A 15,426-nucleotide genomic window follows, 5' to 3' on the forward strand; every position below is an offset into this window, starting at 1 on the left:
TTGCCACACGGGTCGATCGGAATTATCGGCACGGGTCTCGAACGCCTTCTCCGTTAATCCCGGTCTCCCTAAAAAGCAACGGTCACGTGCGGTCCCAACCCACAAGAGAGGGACTACAATGACTGATATTTTAGATCTCGAGCCGAAGCTCGACACTGCGACCAAGCGCGAGCGGATTGAGATTGAGCTGCGCGTCGATCCCCAGCGTTCCAACCGAGCGATCGCCGAGCTAGTTGGCTGTGATCACAAGACAGTGGGGAGTGTCCGAGCCAAATTTTCCCCACCGAATTCCCCAATCCCTGAAGATACGCCGACCAATCGCCGCGCCATGCTCATCGCAGCAGCGCAGGACTTCGACCGCACCATGACGCCCGAGACCGCGGAGGAAGCGGTCGACAACGCCGTCGCGGCCGGCAAGATCAGCTTGGCGCCGCAAACCGAGCCGGAGGATTATAACGGCGAGCCGCTCTTCCGCCGCCAGGGTGAGATTTACGTCCACATGAACAAGTTCGGCGAGCTGGTGCTGCTCGAGAAGAATTGGCCGGAAGACGATCATTGGATCTGCATCACGCGCCAGAACGTGCCCCTTCTGATTGAGCGCATTCAGCAGGTGGTGCGGGAATGGGACCAGGCTCAGTGATGAGTGTCGACCTGTTCGGCCTTCCCCGCCCTGCCCTGGGGAAACTCGTCACCGCGATGGAACGACTGCCGCGGTATCAGCGCCGCGAGATCGCCCGCCTCGGCCACAAAGCCCGCGCCGCGAAAGCTGCCCGCCTTCGCCGTCTCGCCCGTGAGGCCGAGGCGGAGGCAAAGCGCCTTGGCGTGATTGAGGGGTGAGCGCATGAGCCGGCGCAAGCGAAATCAGATCGACGGGCAGTTTAACGCCCGTACCATCGAGATGATGGAGTCGCCGGCTTACCGCGCACTCAGCCTCTCCGGCCATCGCGTGCTCGACCGCATCTGCATCGAGCTCGCGCACCACGGCGGCAACGATAATGGTGCGCTGCCGGTCACTTACGATCAGTTCATGGAGTACGGCATCCACCGTCACGCAATCGCGCCGGCGATCCGGGAGCTCGAAGCTCTCGGTTTCATCGAGGTGACCATGCGCGGCCGCCCCAGCGCTGGCGATCACCGGTGGCCCAATCTCTTCAGGCTTACCTGGGTGAATTGCAAAAGCACGCCTCGGCCGAGCCACGAATGGCGCCAGATCGCCACCAGCGAGGAGGCCGAGCTACGCGCTAGAGCAGCCCGCATCGCCAGTGCGAAGCCTCGCCGCTCACAATTCCCCAACGTGATCCCCATGCGATCGGCAGTCACATGAAAACAGAATCCCAGTGTCGAAAACCATCACTGTCACGGTGTCGGAAAACGTCACTGTCGAGCTCGTTTCCCAGTGCCGGAAACCATCACTACCGTCCCAGTGCGTTTTCCATCACTACCTCTATATCTCGGGTGGACTCCGCACATGGCCCCGTCAATCAGCAAACCACCAGGGAATAGGCCATGACCGACGAAGCACCGTCGAAAGAGCTCACCACCCAGCAACGTGCAGCCATCGGAAAGACCAAGGCCGGTGGGGTTAGCGGCAGGTTGAAGGCCGCTCTCGACGACATGACGTGGAACGGCACCCCTTGGGAGGAAGCCGCCCGGAAAGCAAATTTGACTGTTCGAGCAATGCGGTTGGCTCTCAAGCGACCCCAGGTGCTCAAGTATTTGAGGACGGAGAGAGGTGTCTTACTCGCGCAATCGAGCCCAAAGACCTTTCACCGGCTCGCGGAGCTGCGCGACCAGGACGAGAACCGGAACGCCGCGGTGGCGGCGGCTCGCACGCTCGAGGCAATGACGAACGAGACATTCGGCGGCGGATCGGTGCTGTCAGTCAGCAATCGCGGATCTGCCGGCTACGTGATCGACCTCGCCGAGCCCGATCGGCCTGGTTTGCAAATCGTGATCCACGCTCCGCCACAGCCCGCGGAGAAGGACGATCCGCAGATGATCGATGTCACACCAAATCAGTCGAGTGATGACGATCGCCACTGACACAAGGTGGAGAGTATGGACGCGCGTGGACACGCAAAGACAGGAAATGACGGCTCATTTGCAATCGCAGGCAAATCAGTGTCCAACTCGCGTCCAATAAGCGGCGTCGAGCGCAACGCACGATGCACGATTGGAGAGACCTTTTGCGCGCGGGTGCCAACTCAGTCTTTCGCTCTGTTGAAGCAGACCAGGCGCGGCCGCACGCGCGCGAGGTGCCCCCCCTCCCCCTCTCCGTTTTCGCGATCGGCCATAGGACGAGGCCGGGGGGTAAATTTGCAAGCCGAACCAGTCGCAGGTGTCAGCCACGCGCACTTTTCTTCAACAGCCTTCGACGACCGCGCATTTTTTCCAAGGTCCGAAAAACTTTCCGAGCTCCAGGCGCCCGGCGCGCCGTTCATCCGCGGTTGGTGGGACTGCGGGGAGAACTCCCACCACCGTCTTTCAAGCATGAGGAGATAGCGCAATGGCTCTTTGCACCGTCACGGTGAACGATACGACGCCAACGATGGAGAAGCGCGGCTCAGAGACGACGCACATCGAGCGTGCGCTTCTGCTGGCTGGCCAGGCAATCGATGCTGGCCGCGGCACGGTCACCAGCGGCAACATCATCGGTGACTTCGGGGTGGTGATTGGCAGTTGGACGTATTCGCCGAAGGCGAGCAACCCCTGAGGCGCAGTCATGGCCTTCTTCACAGTCACGATCGAGACTCCGACGCGCTGCAAGCCGGGCAACCGGCCGGAGGACGTCGCTGAGAGGGCTCGAATCCAGGCGGCGTTGCTGCAGGTTGTTTCTGCAGTGAGCAACACCGGCGCCTATTCGGGCAGCGTGGCGGGATCCGGCGCGCAAGGTGAATTCACATACGAGGTGGCAAATGGCTGAGAACGACGGAACGTCCACGACAACTGGCGGCACCACGACAACCACGTCGACGGTGCAGACCCAGCAGCAGGTCCCGGAGAACCCTAACACCCGTGGCCACTCGCCCGCACGGGATCACCGCGAGCAGATGGCGACGGGTGGCGGCGATCGCAAGCTCACGATCGGTGGAGTCGAATATCCCGAGGCCGACGTCAACCAGGCGATGGCCGAACGTGTCGAGCGTCAGCTCGCCCGCGCGGCGCTTCCAGCTTCGGCCGACAAATACGAGGCGAGGCTACCGGCCGATTTCAAAGCGCCGGAGGGCATGGAATTCCAGATCAATGCCGACGATCCGGCGCTGCGGCAGTTCCGAGAGATCGCGCACCGGCGCGGCCTCGATCAGGAGACCTTCAGCGAGGCTCTCGGCGCCTTCGCGGCCGTGAAGGTGGCCGAGCTCCGCGAGATCAACGCCGGCCGGGAGGCCCAATTGGCCAAGCTCGGCGCCGCCGGGCCGCAGCGCATCGACGCGATCGAGACCTGGCTGAACGCCAAGGTTGGCGACAAGGCCAAGGTCATGGTCGCCACGCTGAAGCAATTCCCGGTGGCGGCGAATGTTGAGGCGTTCGAAGGCATCATCCGCGCCTTTTCCTCGCAAGGTGGCTCCAGCGTCACGCAGTCGCATCGCGAGCATGACAGCGAGCCGGGAAAGATCCCGGGCTACGAGAACATGTCATTCGCGCAAAAGCGAGCCGCTCAGATGACCCAACGCTTCGGCGGCGGTGGCGCTCGATGAGCAGTGCGAGCGATGTCGCCTACGAGGCTGCGCGTCGGGCGTACGCTGCTGCGGGGCACGCTGGCGGCGGGATGCTGCAGATCGTGCCTGTCAGCGGTCGCGAGGCGCCGAACGTCATCGCGCTATCGGAGCGGCGCCGCAAGAGGGACGCCGAGGAGACCGGCAAGTGACAGACCTGTTCTTCAGGCAAGTGCACGACTACGACGGTCTGCGGGACGCGGTGCGCGCCCGCGTCGACCAACTGAACATCACCCGCAAATGTCTCGACGAGGTCGCCGGACTGCCAGCCGGATTTTCCGGGAAGCTTCTCGCTCGAGGCCAAGCGAAAGATGTGAAACGCTTCGGCCTGATCTCACTCGGCCTGGTGTTGCAGGCGACAGGTTTGCGCCTGTTGCTGGTGGACGATCGCGAGGCTCTTGCCAGAGTGGAGCCGATGTACGAGCCGCGCGTCGCGAACCAGGTGCGGTCGGATAGCCATTGGCGAAACAAGATCGGGCCGCGCCGACCCGTCGCTCCACGCAACAAACGCACCAGGTTGTGGAACGGCCGGCACACGCCGAAGAAGCCCTATCGAAGCGGCGAGCAGCAAGCGCGCTGAAGTCGCCATCGGGCGTTCGGTGCGTTGCGGCTTCCTGTCGTTGAATCATCCTCGTGCGCATGAAGAAAACGCGCGCACAGATCCTCATCACAGATTTGATTTCTCGACTCCAGGGCCCGGCGAGAGCCCCTCATCCGCGTGCCAGGTCGCGGGGAGAAACCTGGCGCTCTTTAGCTGCCGCAGCGCTCTTTCTCACATCATGGAATGCCGCGGCGCTCGCCCAAGTCCCACCGCTGGTGCCCGCGCTGCCCGATGCGGAAAGGCGAACCTCCTACACCATTTCCGGCACCAATTGCAGTTGCGCCGTGAACTTCGCCCTCTACGGGGATTCGACCGACTACCAGAACTGGGTCGAAGTCTACCTGAACGGCGTGCGCGTCAACTACAATGATCCTACCCGTGGGTGGACGCTGACGAGCCCGTCCGGATCGCTGGCGATGCTCGCACGGCCGATCACGAACGCGGTCATTGCTTTCAACAACGTGCAGACCGGCACCGTGCAAATTGTGGGCGCTCGCCGGCCGCGCCGAACCTCGCAATTCGCCGAGAACCGCGGCGTTGCCGCGCGCGATCTCAACCAGGTCATCACCGACCTGGTCGCGCAGAACCGCGAGACCTGGGACCGCACCAACGATTTAACGGGCCGGGCAATGCTGGCTCTACCCGGGGAAAATCTCGGGCTTTTGCCTGCTCAATCCGCCCGTGCCGGCAAATTCCTGATCTTCGATGGAAGTGGCAACCCGACCGTGACGAGTTCGAACACGGGCCTCGGTAACGTGCTTGGTCCCGGCTCAAGCACCGTCGGTCATATTGCGACCTTCAACAACACGACCGGAACGATGCTCGCCGATGCGGCCGTGCCATGTGCTTCGCTATCGAACGCGGCTGCATCCTGCTCAACCGATACGACGAACGCATCTAACATCACCGCAGGATCGCTCGCGCCGGCGCGATACCCTATCGCCGGCATCACCGGCGGAACGATCACCGGCATGCCGTCGCCAAGCGCTTCATCGGATGTTGCGACCAAGGGGTACGTTGATGCTTCGATCGCGCAATGCACGATGGCCAAGACGGTCGGCTTTGTGGGCGACTCCGTTACCGACAATACGACCGCGTTCAATAATTGGTTTACCAGCCTCGCTGGCGGAAGAGGCTGCCTGGAGTTCGGCGCGGGGGTCTTCAGGTTCAATTCGCCCATCAGCTACACGATGGCCAATGCCCGCCAGTCGATCCAGATCCGCGGGCTCGGGATCGATGTTTCCGTTCTTTACTGGCCGGCCGGCAACGGCCTCATCATCACCAACTCTCACAACAACAATACGGTCGCCATTCACGACCTCAGCTTCGCGACAGGCGCCGCTGGCACCAGCACAGGGCTGAACCTGACATCGACCGGAAACGCCTTGGCCTTTGGCCAGGCGAACTTTCTGTACAATCTTCAATTCCGCGGTGATGACTACACCGGAAACAGCGCAAACACCCACTACTGGCTGGTCAATCTCAGCATATTCAATTGGAACAACGTCAACATCGATAGCATCGTGACCCTTGGCGTGTTCACCCTCGTCGGTGGTGGCGCCGGTGCCGGCACGGGCCTGGTCTACGGATGCCCGTCGGGGATCATCTGTGCGGTGCTCAATGTTTCCCGCTCGATGTTCTTCTATCACAACGTCTACGTTCAGCTCGGCGACTGGTGGGAAGGCGTCACGTTCACGCTCAATCAGTTCAACGGTCAGGTCGGTGGCGTTGGGCTCTACGTTCCGACAGGTAGTCACACCGGCCCCTTGCTGAACATCTTCCAAAATCAGTTCAATGTCGGCGGTCAGCAGATCGATATCCTGACGTCGATCAATCAGCTCGTAATCCAGGGAAACACGATCACCACCTACGGCAATGGCAATTTCGGTGCGATCCTCGGCACCAGTTCAAACGCGATCGTCACTGGGAACATGTGGAATGTCTCGACCGGCACCAGCACCACGGCGCTGAGCATGAATGGTGCCAACGGCACTGTGCAAGGCAACATTTTCCTTGGTCACTCTCTCGGCGTGACCCTCGGTGCCAGTTCATCGGCCACCAATGTGTCGCAGAACACCTATACGGGTGTGACCACGAAGGTGTCGAACTCAGGCACCGGCAACAGCGTCGGCGTCGCTACGCAATAAAATGAGGATCGCGTCATCGTGAACCGCGTCAATAAGATACTCAGAACAAATTTCCCGGATGATTTCAGTTTAATGGTCCGGGGGGCCGCGGCGGTTGACGGCCTGCTAAAATTGAAGAGAGCAGATCGATTGCGAAAAGCGCGTTCGGTGTCGCCGTCGACTCCCAAGAAACACGCCGCGAAGCCAAGTGCTCGAGCAAAGGGTCGCGCTCGATGACCCCTTGCTTCACCAAAAACTCAATAATTGCGGATTGAGCCATCATCGAGCCGATGATCATTTCGAGCGCGTCTCGTCCTTGATCGGCCATGCTAATCTCCCTCTCCAAAGGCCTTAAGATTCCGCAACCGGAGGGCGAGCGCAAGGATTTATGTGCTATAACATCTGCCTCGTCGGGATTCGTCCATAATAGAGCTGGAGGCAAATAGCTTGATTTCCTTCATCCAGGCAGCCCGGAAGGCAGTCGACGACCAGAACTGGTATGCCGCATTGGCGTTGGCCCTGACACTCCCCGACATCGCCGCGAGCCTCGAGAATGCCGATGGCAAGACGAGCGGTAAGAGGTTCGCCGCTTGGTTCGATAAGTGGATGCCCGCGTATTCGGTTGGCCGAGAGAAGCTTGTGACCGGGAGGCGGATAGAAATCCCTCCCTTTATGAAGGGGGCGGATTGCTACGCGCTTCGCTGCGCGGTTCTTCACAACGGTACCGACGATGTCGAGGAGCAGCGAGCCCGCGAAACATTGAAGAAGTTTGACTTCACGTTCGGCGGCGAAGGTGTGCATGTTCACCGCAACCGAAACGGCGAAACGCTGCAGCTTGAAGTTGGGCCATTCGTAACTGAAATATGCGATGCGTGCGAACAGTGGCGGGAGAATTTTCTCAAAAATGAGCCAGAGGCAAAAAAGAGGGAAGCCGGCCTAATCGTGATCTCAGATCCGCGCGCCGGCTTCTCAATCTGAGCGCGTGAGTGAAGCACCCGGGTGATCGATCAAATGATCGGTCGCGCCGGCCCATGAATTAGATTCGCCCAAGACGGGCGTTTGAAGAGCACCGCGTCGCGCACCATCAAGTGAAAGTCACCGAGGAAGAAGGCCACATTCTGATGCCGCTCTTCGTGTTGATAGCGCAACGAGGTAAATCCGTCGCCTCCGGCTTTGAGGTGCCATCGAAGATCACGCGGAACGGCTCGGCCGGTCTGACGCTCGATCGCTTCGAAAACACTTACCCGACTGGGCGTCGAATTATAGGCGTCCCAACTATTCTCAATATCGTTTCGCACTAAGTCCGAAAGCAACGTGAACAGCTTACGCAAGTCGTGTGTGTCAGGAGGAGACCGCCCGGTTTCGATCACGAAAAGACACTTCAAATAGAGCTCCGATGCGAACGCGGACAGCACCATCGACGGTGCTGCAATGGTCGGCCCGTAGTCTTTCATGTTCGCATCGCTCCGCAGGATGGCATCTGCAGCTCGAAACCGCTCGGCATTCATATAGATTTTGAACGGATCTAGCTGGGAGTTACCAGCTTGCGCGGCCTCTTGTCGGCGCTCCTGTCGATTCTTCCTCATCGATCACGTTTATCACAGGTTGCGCAGATGCAGACGCCGGATGCCGGCGGCCATTTTCGCGCTTGTCCCACCTATTCACAGGTGCTGTAGATGGCCCTATATTTGCATCGGAGGTTCCGGTGACTTCTTCCCTCAAATTCGGTTCGATCGACGGTGAAGCGTTCGTTTGGGCGCCAGGCGAAGCTTGGATCTTCGACGGCAGCAAATGGTCGCGCGCCAATTCAGCCGAGATAGGAATGGACGGCCGAGTGTTATCCAAGGAAGCATTTCGCGCCAAGTTTCCTTCGCTGCCGCCGCTGCCGAGCAGCGCCTTCCACTCAGACGATGTTCGCGCAGAGGCGCCCCCAAAGGGGATGGACTTTTAGCGCAATCAGAGCCTGGGTTACGCGTACCTATTTTAGGTCGGCTTGCCGCGACGTGTTGGTTTCGACACTGGGAGGCAGCTTCTTAACCTCTTGTGCGACGGCCTGAGAAAACTCAGTGCGCATATCATTTCCCCCGGTGAGAACCAGTACAAAGCCACCGATCAAGAGCAGGCACGCGAAGCTGCCTCTCATAGACAGCCCTCCGGGACCAAGCTTCACTGAGCCAACGCCGCCTTTTCGCAGGAAGTAGGCTGAGCAACACATCATGACCACACCGATGGCGAGCTTTGAAAAATGCAGTGTGATCACGATGCTAGCAACAGCGAGCGGCCCAAGGAGCATGATCGCAGTATGCAGACTGTGGGGATTCCTCATTTGCTTACCCCCTCAGCTCAAGAACCGAGCATCACTCAACAATATACGAAGGTGACCCAGGCGGGGGTGATCTAGTTAACAAATCAGTGTAGGAGGTTCTGACCAGCCTCGGCATCACCCAGCGGGGGCAAATCTCGCTGATCCGCGCAGCGAAAGCCCGAACTCGGTGAAGGGGCGGACGCTTCAGAACTTCGTGCGCCAAGCCACGCCCGAGCAGCGGGACCGCTTCGATCGCGCGGGGCAGTGATCGTGGTCGCCAAGGGCGGGAAAGAGATGGTCTCGGACAGCGATGCGGCGCTGCAGTGACGGGACGATCCACCGGGCCGACGCGACACTAGGGACGGCAGGCGTGAAGAAATTCGATGCCGAAGCTAGTGAATCGGTAGATCGTTTGACCATTCGAGTTTCCCACCTCTTTCAAACAGCGCAAGGTCGCAAGACTGTCCAGCGAGAGGCTTACGAGGGATTCGCGGACATCCAAGTCTCCACCGACCAGTTGAGGGGCTTGAATGTTCGTATTGGTAGGGTCTTTGACCTTATTGCGAAGGGTCTGCAAGACGAGCGCGTCGAGTGGTTGCAGTGCCTTTAGGACTAGAATGAATTCGGGTCTAACATCAGCGGCTCGGTCGGCATCCATGGCATTCGCCAAGAGACGCGCCCAGAGCTCTTGCATTTCTTTGCGGGATTCCGACTGAGCGCTTTCCAAGAGAGGGATGGCAATCTGTTCCGGAATCTCCGTCGTCTGGGCGTCGCGATCCTTTAGTATTTGCTTCGTTCGGCGAGTGATTGCGTCCAGCCGGCGATGCCGCGCAGCGTGCAATTGGTCACCAATAAGGATGCCGTAGATATCCGCAATGTGCTGCGAGCTCTGTTTGATCAGGTCCAGACCTTTTCCGACCGTCTTGGCCGCTTCTTCGATAGCGCCTTCGTAAGGGGCGTTTTCTGTCATTGTAACTTCCTCAATGTAGCCAGCGATAGATTGCCCAGCCGGCCAGCAGCACGGCAGCGAGCATAAATTCAATGCGACGGGGGCGAACCATCACTATGTTCTTTCGAACGTGGGGCGTAAATCTCGGCAAGCTTTGCTGGACCGGGATATTCCCCCTGCCAAAATTGAGGGAAGGCGGGCCTGTTCAGAATGGCAGGCTCAAGCGCTGCTATCTCATTAGATATCATCTCGTGCTCGAACGTGATCCTTGCGTGCAGCGCGATACCACCCTGGAATGCTGCTTCTTTTAGTTTCCGCCATTCCTGCTCGTCGAAGATTCCGGGCGCTCCAGGCGTTGCGCTTCTCGCCGCGTTTACCGCGAACATTGTTTTGTCGATGAAGTACGCTGTCAGACTCTGGGCGTTTTTGTCGCCCCATAGCAATCGTCTGCTTACGTTCAATGCGCCGGCGCTCTGCTCCAGCCGATCAAAGGCCGTTCTTAGTCCCTCGGTTGCGCCAGGCCGCGCGAGCGATCGATCCATAACCTCAAGGTTGGCATTTATGTTTTCGATCAGGATTTTTATGTCCATGAGCTCGGCGGCGCGCTGTTGCAAGCGTTCATAATGCGCGAAGTTATTTTGCCGGATCAACTCGGAAAGTTGGCGCTGCATCGGGACAATGGTTCGGTAAGCAGCGAAGGCCGCCGCTAATGCAGCAAGAAATGTTACGCCGGCACCCAGAGCGTTGCCAGCGAAACCAATCCAGGCATCAGGGCTAGCGGATCTCGTAGCCTGCCAGATGGGCCCCGCGACCCCTAGCCAGAGGACAGTTGCAAGGATCCATAGAATTGCGACTGCCGAGGCGATGCCAGGCCAGCTCCTGTCGTTCATTTTCTGAGGTCCCCTTTCCCTGGTTTCTACCTCGGGCGAGCTTCGGCGGAAGCCGCGCCCCCGAAAGGGGATGGATTTTTAACGCAAATCAGCTGATGATGGCGGCTGGGTGTGAGAGCCCGGACCAGTGATATCGACCGCTTTCCCTGCAAGGAATTGCCCTGTCGCCTGCAAGCGATGGGCGGCGGTTGAATGAGCCCTCAAGGCTCAACGGACGCGCTTGGCGGCGCGGTACCGACCGGACCTTTATGGCCGGGGCGTGCCGTTCTGTCCAGAGGGCTTCGGCCCTTAAAAGCGGTGCACCTGTCTCACTGGCAGGCTCTCACCCCCCGGCTGCCCGGTCTGTCACCGGGCGCGGCTGTGAGAGGCCGAAGAACCAGTGAGCCTTCCCATGACGACCAAAACCATCAGCGCCCCCGGCGCCGTTCAATTCTCTCCATCTCCTCCGACCTCAGCTAGCCCACCGGGCGCATTGCAGACCACGCGCGCGCCGACCGAACCGCTGGCCACCATCCCGACTTCTAATGCCCATGCTGAGGGCCTGAGCAGGAGATCTCTAATGAACAAGCTCGTCGCCGTTTCGATAGCCGCCGCCACGCCCGTACCGTCGTCTTCGATCGCGTCCAACGAGGATGATCCCGAACTCCGTGCTGCCCGCGCATACGCGAGTTGGCTATTCTATGAGCGACGTCTTCTGTGTCGCGAGCTTTGGCCGCATATGGGGGCTACGGCGGAAAAGTTTGTCTGGGCCGATAACGCAGGAGCCGACTGGCATTTCTCTGGCCGTGGAGAGCTTGCTTGGGATGAGGGTCCGCAACCTTCATCTCGAGCCGCCGCGGTCCTTGACCTGGTGGGTATCGATTGGCGCAAGCCGAAAGATGATCTTGGTCTGGACCATTCTGACACCGGCGAGCGGCCCGCGCTACCCGCTGGATGGCCGAACGTTGATCCGGTGATTGAACTCTCACGTCGAGCGATTGCTGCCTATGAAGCTATGGATGCGAACAGCAGCTCGTTCGACGGGCCCGAGCGCATTGTCTCGCGATGGGAACGAGCAAATCCGGAACCACTCGACGCCAGCGGTCAGCAGGCATGGAAAGATCGAAGGAAGGTCGTCGAGGATCTGTCGGGATTAACTGCAGCGATAGAGTTCGCAAATCGATTAGATGAAAAATTCAAGATCGCTATGAAAGCCGTCCGAGAGACCCAGCCGATCTCTCTGCGAGGCCTCGCCGCAAAGGTGCAGGCGCTTTATAGAACTGAGGTCAACATAGAGAACTACTTTACGCTCGCGGACGATCTTCGCGATATTCTGGGCGAGACCGGTGAGCGGTTGCCCGACATCCGCTTCCCGGCTTGACGTTCACGCTCCGATCGCGATCCGTTGCTATTCTACCTGGTTCTCGGTTGGGACCACCACTTCGGAGAACATGCTTCGGATTCAATGACTTGGACGCTCGCGCGTGTGTCAACGACTGACACGGTCGCGCACAGGCGCAAGCAACATCAGAGACTTAGAGTGCCGCGGCGTTACCAGCGCGTGAACGATGCAGGAAGAACAGCCCGCCGGCTATTGAGCCGGCGGGCTTCCTATGCGCCGGCGCCTCACCCTGGCAGATCGCTTTTTTTCGCTTTGAGCCCGTGAGGATCTGCCAACCGTTGCTGTGGGCCTAATGCTCTTGCTGGCCGGTGAAATGGGCCGTTCAAATCTGGCCGCCCACCGCTGCTCAAACCGTCTTTCAAGCTCCAAAGGGACTATACTCACGTCCGACGCTCCAGGTTCACGATCCTGCCCTGGTGGTTGGAGCATCAACGCTTGCCACGTCTCAAAGGTCCGGATGCGCCCGATCCGCGGATTATGTTGGCGGGCCTATCACGTCGTATTCGAAGGCCACGCCCTCGGGGTCGTTCTCCTCGAACCAGATCTCCGCGGCTTCGACCGTGGCAAAGACCTTGATATGGTCGACGTCGCCGACCTGCTTGGCGGTGTTCACGTAGACGAAGACGGTCATTGATCCCTCTTCAGCTTACGCCGGCCCCAATGCGGCTCTTTTCCCTTGGGGTTGAACTCCGGGACGTAGTGCCGGTTCAGCGCGCGCATGACCCCGATCCTGGCAAACATCGTCGGGCCGCCGCGCTCGACCACCAGCAGTAAGGCTTCCATGGCCGCCCGCCATTCCGGCCGCTCGTGCACCTTCTTCGGCAGCGCGGCGATGTATTCGCCGGCATCGAGCAACGCCACTAGCTTGGCGCCATCGACCTTGATCGGCTCCTCGAAAGGCCGCCCCCAGCCCTTGGTCATCCGCTGTGCTTCATCTCCGCAACCGCACGCTCGACCTCGACGGCGAGCACGCTCAGGTGATCTGCCAGCCGGGTGAATAGTTCTCGCTTCTTTGGATCGGTCGCCAGATCGCGGATCAGGGCGCACTCGGTAGCATCCGTCCGCTTTTCCAACTGAGCCTGCATGTCTTTCATTGCAGCTACTCCGTTCCCCGATAGGAACCGTATAGCCAACGTGCGGAAGCGAACAGAGCCGATTGCCGATTTCTCCTAGTCTGCGGACGCTTGGCCTCCCAAGGTCCAGGCACCTCCAGCGGCCCCGGCCTCCACACCCCAAAAGCCCCCATGGCCGGGGCCGTCCTCACCCGTGGTAGCCGGTGATCGCAAGCTGCTGATTGCTCCGTTCGAAGTTGGGCCGAACGTCGGCACCCGTTTGCTTGAACGAATTGTCCAGTTTGATACTGAGGAATCTGCGACAGATTCGGGGCGGTTCGATGCTGGGCATGCTGCTCATTATGACGCTAGGTGGTGGGACCATCGTCGCAATCATTGTCAGCATCTTTGAGTGGCGAGCCCCGATCGAGCGCAGGCGCTCCAACCGTCACCATTAAGCCGTAGGAACGATCCTGCGCCGAATGAATCGTTGTGGCAGATCTCGCAAATTGAGAACTGCGATGCGGTATTTTGCCTACGCGGTGGATTTATCCGGCGTTGCTCGTGCAGTTTACGAAATCGATTCCCCGACGGACCAAGACGCCAAAGCTCGGGCCGAGAAATTCTTGGAAGCGCACCCGGCTGTTGAATTGTGGGACGGCCGTCGGCGGGTTGCTCGGTTGGAGTGCGAGAGAGAACAAGGACAGTAAGAGTGAAGGCCTTGCGCGTCGTGGGTGTTGAAAAAGGGACGCTACCCGTTCACGCCGGCGGGCCACCCTCCCTTTTCGAGGAGGTGTCCATCATCCGCTCCATGTCGGAGAACGCGGCTCGTTGCTCGCCGGATTTGCGGCGCCCTCGCCTCAGCACGGACAGCGGGATGAGCGCGACCGCGGAGAGCGCAGTCCACACGCGTTTATTGGCCATGCGTTGGACACGGCCGCAGATCAGAGCGCTAAGTGATTGATTTGTTTGGCGCTCCCTAGCGGAATCGAACCGCTCTCTCCACCGTGAAAGGGTGGCGTCCTAACCGATAGACGAAGGGAGCAAACGCAAAGCCCCACCGCTGTCAGGCGGCACGGCCATGGGCCGCACGAGTCGTGCCCGGCGGCTGCAGCGGGCGAACGTATAGTGGCCTTTGCGCTCCTGGGCAAGCCATTCGGAGCGGTCTTTTGGAACCGGTGGATAGCGCCGCCCCCGGGATTATTCGGAGGCGATTTCAACGGTTTCTTAGGGTTCCCGGAGGTAGCGCTGGAGCGGGAGATTTTGAGCCGATGCCACCGCCCAAGAAGCGCGCAGCCCGCAAGCTGCTGTCGCAGCACGCCTGGATCACGCTGGCCGGCGGATTCGCGGCGCGGCATTGCCTGGTCCAGGACATCTCGGACACCGGCGCCAAGATCACCATGGACGAGGACGCCAGCCAACTCCCGGGCGTGATCCGGATGGCGTTTGCGCGCGATGCCCGCACCGGACGGAGCTGCCAGGTGGTCTGGCGCCGCGGCAACTCGGCCGGCGTCAAGTTCATCTGATCCCCCGGCTCCGGAGCGCTGGTTACGGCCGGGGACGGCCGATTTCTCGCGTTCCCACATGAACCTGACGGCCCTTCGCCTCCGACCAATGCCCGACGTCGCGTCGTGACAGTCGCGACCGCATGATCGAGATCGAAGACCCGGGCAAGGCAAATGGAGCAGCGCAAATTACCCGCGGAAGGCCAGCCCGCCGCCTCGCCGGCGCTGCCGCCCTGGATGCACCGGACGACCTCGTACGCACCGGACCGGCGCGCAACAATGCTGGAGCACATGGCCCGCGCCAGATCGCTGCCGCAGCCGCAGACCGCTACAGCGCCGCAGCAATCCGGCAAGAGCGGCCAAGACCTGCTCGGTGATCTCATCGGCCACATCGTGCTGTTCGGCGTCTTCGCGCTTCTCTTCATGTCGCGCGTTCCGCTTTATATCGGTGCCTTTCTTTTCCTTACCGATGGTGAGCGCATCGAAAGCGTGCTTGCAAAGCTCGGCATCCGCTTCGAGCCCGACACGATCGGCCCCGACATCGTCAAAGGCTTTGCGTCCTGGTTCGGATGGTTCGCGCTGCTCGTCGCGCTGAGAGACTCCGCCCCCACCTGGCTCGCGCCGTGGATGCCCCCCGCCCTCTCGTGGCCCGTCATTGCCGGCACCGCTATCGCGGTCGCGGTCGTCGAAACGCTCGCAGCGCGCGCAATGCGGCGCGTGCTGCCGTGGTTCGGCTGGGAGAGCTCGCCGAATGGCCTCGCCTGGACAACGATCAAGCTCGTCATGGCCATCGGCCTGCTCGTGGCAGTGGTCCAGCTCAGCCGTTGAAGCGCGCCGTCAGGTCTCCGTAAGCCGGCGCGGCTAGTTTCGAAGCTGCCGAGTCCCAACACCTTCGCCAGAACCA

At 60.3% G+C, this 15,426-nt stretch carries 23 protein-coding genes and 1 tRNA gene; 14 read left to right on the forward strand and 10 right to left on the reverse strand.

The window, feature by feature from the left end; genetic code table 11:
• The first annotated feature begins 118 nt into the window (after positions 1-118).
• Positions 119-640: a hypothetical protein gene (locus tag RAD16_RS05140; protein WP_458156781.1), complete on the forward strand. Its 522-nt coding sequence runs from the start codon at positions 119-121 to the stop codon at positions 638-640.
• On the opposite strand, the gene RAD16_RS05145 is transcribed toward RAD16_RS05140, so the two are convergent.
• Positions 634-843 carry a hypothetical protein gene (locus RAD16_RS05145; protein WP_458156782.1) on the reverse strand — a complete coding sequence of 70 codons (210 nt, stop codon included), beginning with the start codon at positions 841-843 and terminating at the stop codon, positions 634-636. The genes RAD16_RS05140 and RAD16_RS05145 overlap by 7 nt on opposite strands.
• On the opposite strand from RAD16_RS05145, the gene RAD16_RS05150 reads away from it, so the two are divergent.
• From RAD16_RS05150 to RAD16_RS05185, 8 genes are all read left to right on the forward strand, one after another.
• The gene (locus RAD16_RS05150) at positions 842-1,324 is read left to right on the forward strand and encodes a hypothetical protein (RefSeq protein ID WP_458156783.1); all 483 of its coding nucleotides are present in this window, start codon (positions 842-844) and stop codon (positions 1,322-1,324) included. The genes RAD16_RS05145 and RAD16_RS05150 overlap by 2 nt on opposite strands.
• A gap of 182 nt (positions 1,325-1,506) precedes the next feature.
• The gene (locus RAD16_RS05155) at positions 1,507-2,043 is read left to right on the forward strand and encodes a hypothetical protein (RefSeq protein WP_458156784.1); all 537 of its coding nucleotides are present in this window, start codon (positions 1,507-1,509) and stop codon (positions 2,041-2,043) included.
• A 463-nt stretch (positions 2,044-2,506) separates the two neighbouring features.
• A complete protein-coding gene (locus RAD16_RS05160; protein ID WP_458156785.1) occupies positions 2,507-2,713 on the forward strand; it encodes a hypothetical protein in 207 nt (68 codons plus the stop codon).
• 9 nt (positions 2,714-2,722) lie between these two features.
• Positions 2,723-2,923, forward strand: coding sequence for a hypothetical protein (locus RAD16_RS05165; RefSeq protein ID WP_458156786.1), 201 nt, complete (start codon positions 2,723-2,725; stop codon positions 2,921-2,923).
• Entirely contained in the window at positions 2,916-3,695 is a 780-nt protein-coding gene (locus RAD16_RS05170; protein WP_458156787.1) for a hypothetical protein, read from the forward strand. Before RAD16_RS05165 ends, RAD16_RS05170 begins: the two co-directional genes overlap by 8 nt.
• A complete protein-coding gene (locus tag RAD16_RS05175) occupies positions 3,692-3,865 on the forward strand; it encodes a hypothetical protein (protein ID WP_458156788.1) in 174 nt (57 codons plus the stop codon). The genes RAD16_RS05170 and RAD16_RS05175 overlap by 4 nt, the downstream gene beginning before the upstream one ends.
• Positions 3,862-4,293 (forward strand): hypothetical protein, encoded by a 432-nt coding sequence (locus RAD16_RS05180; RefSeq protein WP_458156789.1) that lies wholly within the window; start codon positions 3,862-3,864, stop codon positions 4,291-4,293. Before RAD16_RS05175 ends, RAD16_RS05180 begins: the two co-directional genes overlap by 4 nt.
• Positions 4,294-4,346: 53 nt before the next feature.
• On the forward strand, positions 4,347-6,461 hold the full coding sequence (locus RAD16_RS05185; RefSeq protein WP_458156790.1) for a hypothetical protein: 2,115 nt from the start codon (positions 4,347-4,349) through the stop codon (positions 6,459-6,461).
• Between the two features lie 64 nt (positions 6,462-6,525).
• Here the strand turns inward: RAD16_RS05185 and RAD16_RS05190 are convergent, their stop codons facing one another.
• Entirely contained in the window at positions 6,526-6,768 is a 243-nt protein-coding gene (locus tag RAD16_RS05190) for a hypothetical protein (RefSeq protein WP_458156791.1), read from the reverse strand.
• Positions 6,769-6,887: 119 nt separating this feature from the next.
• Between RAD16_RS05190 and RAD16_RS05195 the strand changes: the two genes are divergently transcribed.
• Positions 6,888-7,418, forward strand: a complete 531-nt coding sequence (locus RAD16_RS05195; protein ID WP_458156792.1) for a hypothetical protein — start codon at positions 6,888-6,890, stop codon at positions 7,416-7,418.
• Positions 7,419-7,447: 29 nt separating this feature from the next.
• Here RAD16_RS05195 and RAD16_RS05200 read toward each other — a convergent pair whose 3' ends face one another.
• The gene (locus tag RAD16_RS05200; RefSeq protein ID WP_458156793.1) at positions 7,448-8,026 is read right to left on the reverse strand and encodes a hypothetical protein; all 579 of its coding nucleotides are present in this window, start codon (positions 8,024-8,026) and stop codon (positions 7,448-7,450) included.
• 119 nt (positions 8,027-8,145) lie between these two features.
• Between RAD16_RS05200 and RAD16_RS05205 the strand changes: the two genes are divergently transcribed.
• On the forward strand, positions 8,146-8,391 hold the full coding sequence (locus RAD16_RS05205; RefSeq protein ID WP_458156794.1) for a hypothetical protein: 246 nt from the start codon (positions 8,146-8,148) through the stop codon (positions 8,389-8,391).
• A gap of 27 nt (positions 8,392-8,418) precedes the next feature.
• Here RAD16_RS05205 and RAD16_RS05210 read toward each other — a convergent pair whose 3' ends face one another.
• The 3 genes from RAD16_RS05210 to RAD16_RS05220 all read right to left on the reverse strand — a co-directional run bounded on the left by RAD16_RS05210 (position 8,419) and on the right by RAD16_RS05220 (position 10,584).
• Positions 8,419-8,766, reverse strand: a complete 348-nt coding sequence (locus tag RAD16_RS05210) for a hypothetical protein (RefSeq protein ID WP_458156795.1) — start codon at positions 8,764-8,766, stop codon at positions 8,419-8,421.
• A 334-nt stretch (positions 8,767-9,100) separates the two neighbouring features.
• Positions 9,101-9,715: an Abi-alpha family protein gene (locus RAD16_RS05215; protein ID WP_458156796.1), complete on the reverse strand. Its 615-nt coding sequence runs from the start codon at positions 9,713-9,715 to the stop codon at positions 9,101-9,103.
• A 68-nt stretch (positions 9,716-9,783) separates the two neighbouring features.
• Positions 9,784-10,584 carry a hypothetical protein gene (locus RAD16_RS05220; protein WP_458156797.1) on the reverse strand — a complete coding sequence of 267 codons (801 nt, stop codon included), beginning with the start codon at positions 10,582-10,584 and terminating at the stop codon, positions 9,784-9,786.
• Between the two features lie 559 nt (positions 10,585-11,143).
• Between RAD16_RS05220 and RAD16_RS05225 the strand changes: the two genes are divergently transcribed.
• Positions 11,144-11,944, forward strand: coding sequence for a hypothetical protein (locus tag RAD16_RS05225; protein WP_458156798.1), 801 nt, complete (start codon positions 11,144-11,146; stop codon positions 11,942-11,944).
• Between the two features lie 496 nt (positions 11,945-12,440).
• Here RAD16_RS05225 and RAD16_RS05230 read toward each other — a convergent pair whose 3' ends face one another.
• From RAD16_RS05230 to RAD16_RS05245, 4 genes are all read right to left on the reverse strand, one after another.
• Positions 12,441-12,596, reverse strand: coding sequence for a hypothetical protein (locus tag RAD16_RS05230; protein ID WP_458156799.1), 156 nt, complete (start codon positions 12,594-12,596; stop codon positions 12,441-12,443).
• A complete protein-coding gene (locus RAD16_RS05235; protein ID WP_458156800.1) occupies positions 12,593-12,886 on the reverse strand; it encodes a hypothetical protein in 294 nt (97 codons plus the stop codon). Before RAD16_RS05235 ends, RAD16_RS05230 begins: the two co-directional genes overlap by 4 nt.
• A complete protein-coding gene (locus tag RAD16_RS05240; RefSeq protein ID WP_458156801.1) occupies positions 12,883-13,059 on the reverse strand; it encodes a hypothetical protein in 177 nt (58 codons plus the stop codon). Before RAD16_RS05240 ends, RAD16_RS05235 begins: the two co-directional genes overlap by 4 nt.
• 928 nt (positions 13,060-13,987) lie before the next feature.
• Positions 13,988-14,062, reverse strand: a tRNA-Glu gene (locus RAD16_RS05245).
• A 226-nt stretch (positions 14,063-14,288) separates the two neighbouring features.
• Here RAD16_RS05245 and RAD16_RS05250 point away from each other — a divergent pair.
• Positions 14,289-14,543: a PilZ domain-containing protein gene (locus RAD16_RS05250; protein ID WP_458156802.1), complete on the forward strand. Its 255-nt coding sequence runs from the start codon at positions 14,289-14,291 to the stop codon at positions 14,541-14,543.
• 153 nt (positions 14,544-14,696) lie between these two features.
• The gene (locus tag RAD16_RS05255; RefSeq protein ID WP_458156803.1) at positions 14,697-15,350 is read left to right on the forward strand and encodes a hypothetical protein; all 654 of its coding nucleotides are present in this window, start codon (positions 14,697-14,699) and stop codon (positions 15,348-15,350) included.
• The last annotated feature ends 76 nt before the right edge of the window (positions 15,351-15,426 follow it).

The organism is Bradyrhizobium sp. 18BD, assembly GCF_054185225.1.

Coding starts and splice junctions, on each gene's coding strand:
- RAD16_RS05175 (WP_458156788.1), top strand. CDS start 3,692: ATGAGCAGTGCGAGCGATGTCGCCTACGAGGCTGCGCGTCGGGCGTAC.
- RAD16_RS05160 (WP_458156785.1), top strand. CDS start 2,507: ATGGCTCTTTGCACCGTCACGGTGAACGATACGACGCCAACGATGGAG.
- RAD16_RS05230 (WP_458156799.1), bottom strand. CDS start 12,596: ATGACCGTCTTCGTCTACGTGAACACCGCCAAGCAGGTCGGCGACGTC.
- RAD16_RS05150 (WP_458156783.1), top strand. CDS start 842: ATGAGCCGGCGCAAGCGAAATCAGATCGACGGGCAGTTTAACGCCCGT.
- RAD16_RS05225 (WP_458156798.1), top strand. CDS start 11,144: ATGAACAAGCTCGTCGCCGTTTCGATAGCCGCCGCCACGCCCGTACCG.
- RAD16_RS05170 (WP_458156787.1), top strand. CDS start 2,916: ATGGCTGAGAACGACGGAACGTCCACGACAACTGGCGGCACCACGACA.
- RAD16_RS05255 (WP_458156803.1), top strand. CDS start 14,697: ATGGAGCAGCGCAAATTACCCGCGGAAGGCCAGCCCGCCGCCTCGCCG.
- RAD16_RS05155 (WP_458156784.1), top strand. CDS start 1,507: ATGACCGACGAAGCACCGTCGAAAGAGCTCACCACCCAGCAACGTGCA.
- RAD16_RS05220 (WP_458156797.1), bottom strand. CDS start 10,584: ATGAACGACAGGAGCTGGCCTGGCATCGCCTCGGCAGTCGCAATTCTA.
- RAD16_RS05215 (WP_458156796.1), bottom strand. CDS start 9,715: ATGACAGAAAACGCCCCTTACGAAGGCGCTATCGAAGAAGCGGCCAAG.
- RAD16_RS05140 (WP_458156781.1), top strand. CDS start 119: ATGACTGATATTTTAGATCTCGAGCCGAAGCTCGACACTGCGACCAAG.
- RAD16_RS05235 (WP_458156800.1), bottom strand. CDS start 12,886: ATGACCAAGGGCTGGGGGCGGCCTTTCGAGGAGCCGATCAAGGTCGAT.
- RAD16_RS05250 (WP_458156802.1), top strand. CDS start 14,289: ATGCCACCGCCCAAGAAGCGCGCAGCCCGCAAGCTGCTGTCGCAGCAC.
- RAD16_RS05145 (WP_458156782.1), bottom strand. CDS start 843: ATGCGCTCACCCCTCAATCACGCCAAGGCGCTTTGCCTCCGCCTCGGC.
- RAD16_RS05210 (WP_458156795.1), bottom strand. CDS start 8,766: ATGAGGAATCCCCACAGTCTGCATACTGCGATCATGCTCCTTGGGCCG.
- RAD16_RS05190 (WP_458156791.1), bottom strand. CDS start 6,768: ATGGCCGATCAAGGACGAGACGCGCTCGAAATGATCATCGGCTCGATG.
- RAD16_RS05240 (WP_458156801.1), bottom strand. CDS start 13,059: ATGAAAGACATGCAGGCTCAGTTGGAAAAGCGGACGGATGCTACCGAG.
- RAD16_RS05165 (WP_458156786.1), top strand. CDS start 2,723: ATGGCCTTCTTCACAGTCACGATCGAGACTCCGACGCGCTGCAAGCCG.
- RAD16_RS05200 (WP_458156793.1), bottom strand. CDS start 8,026: ATGAGGAAGAATCGACAGGAGCGCCGACAAGAGGCCGCGCAAGCTGGT.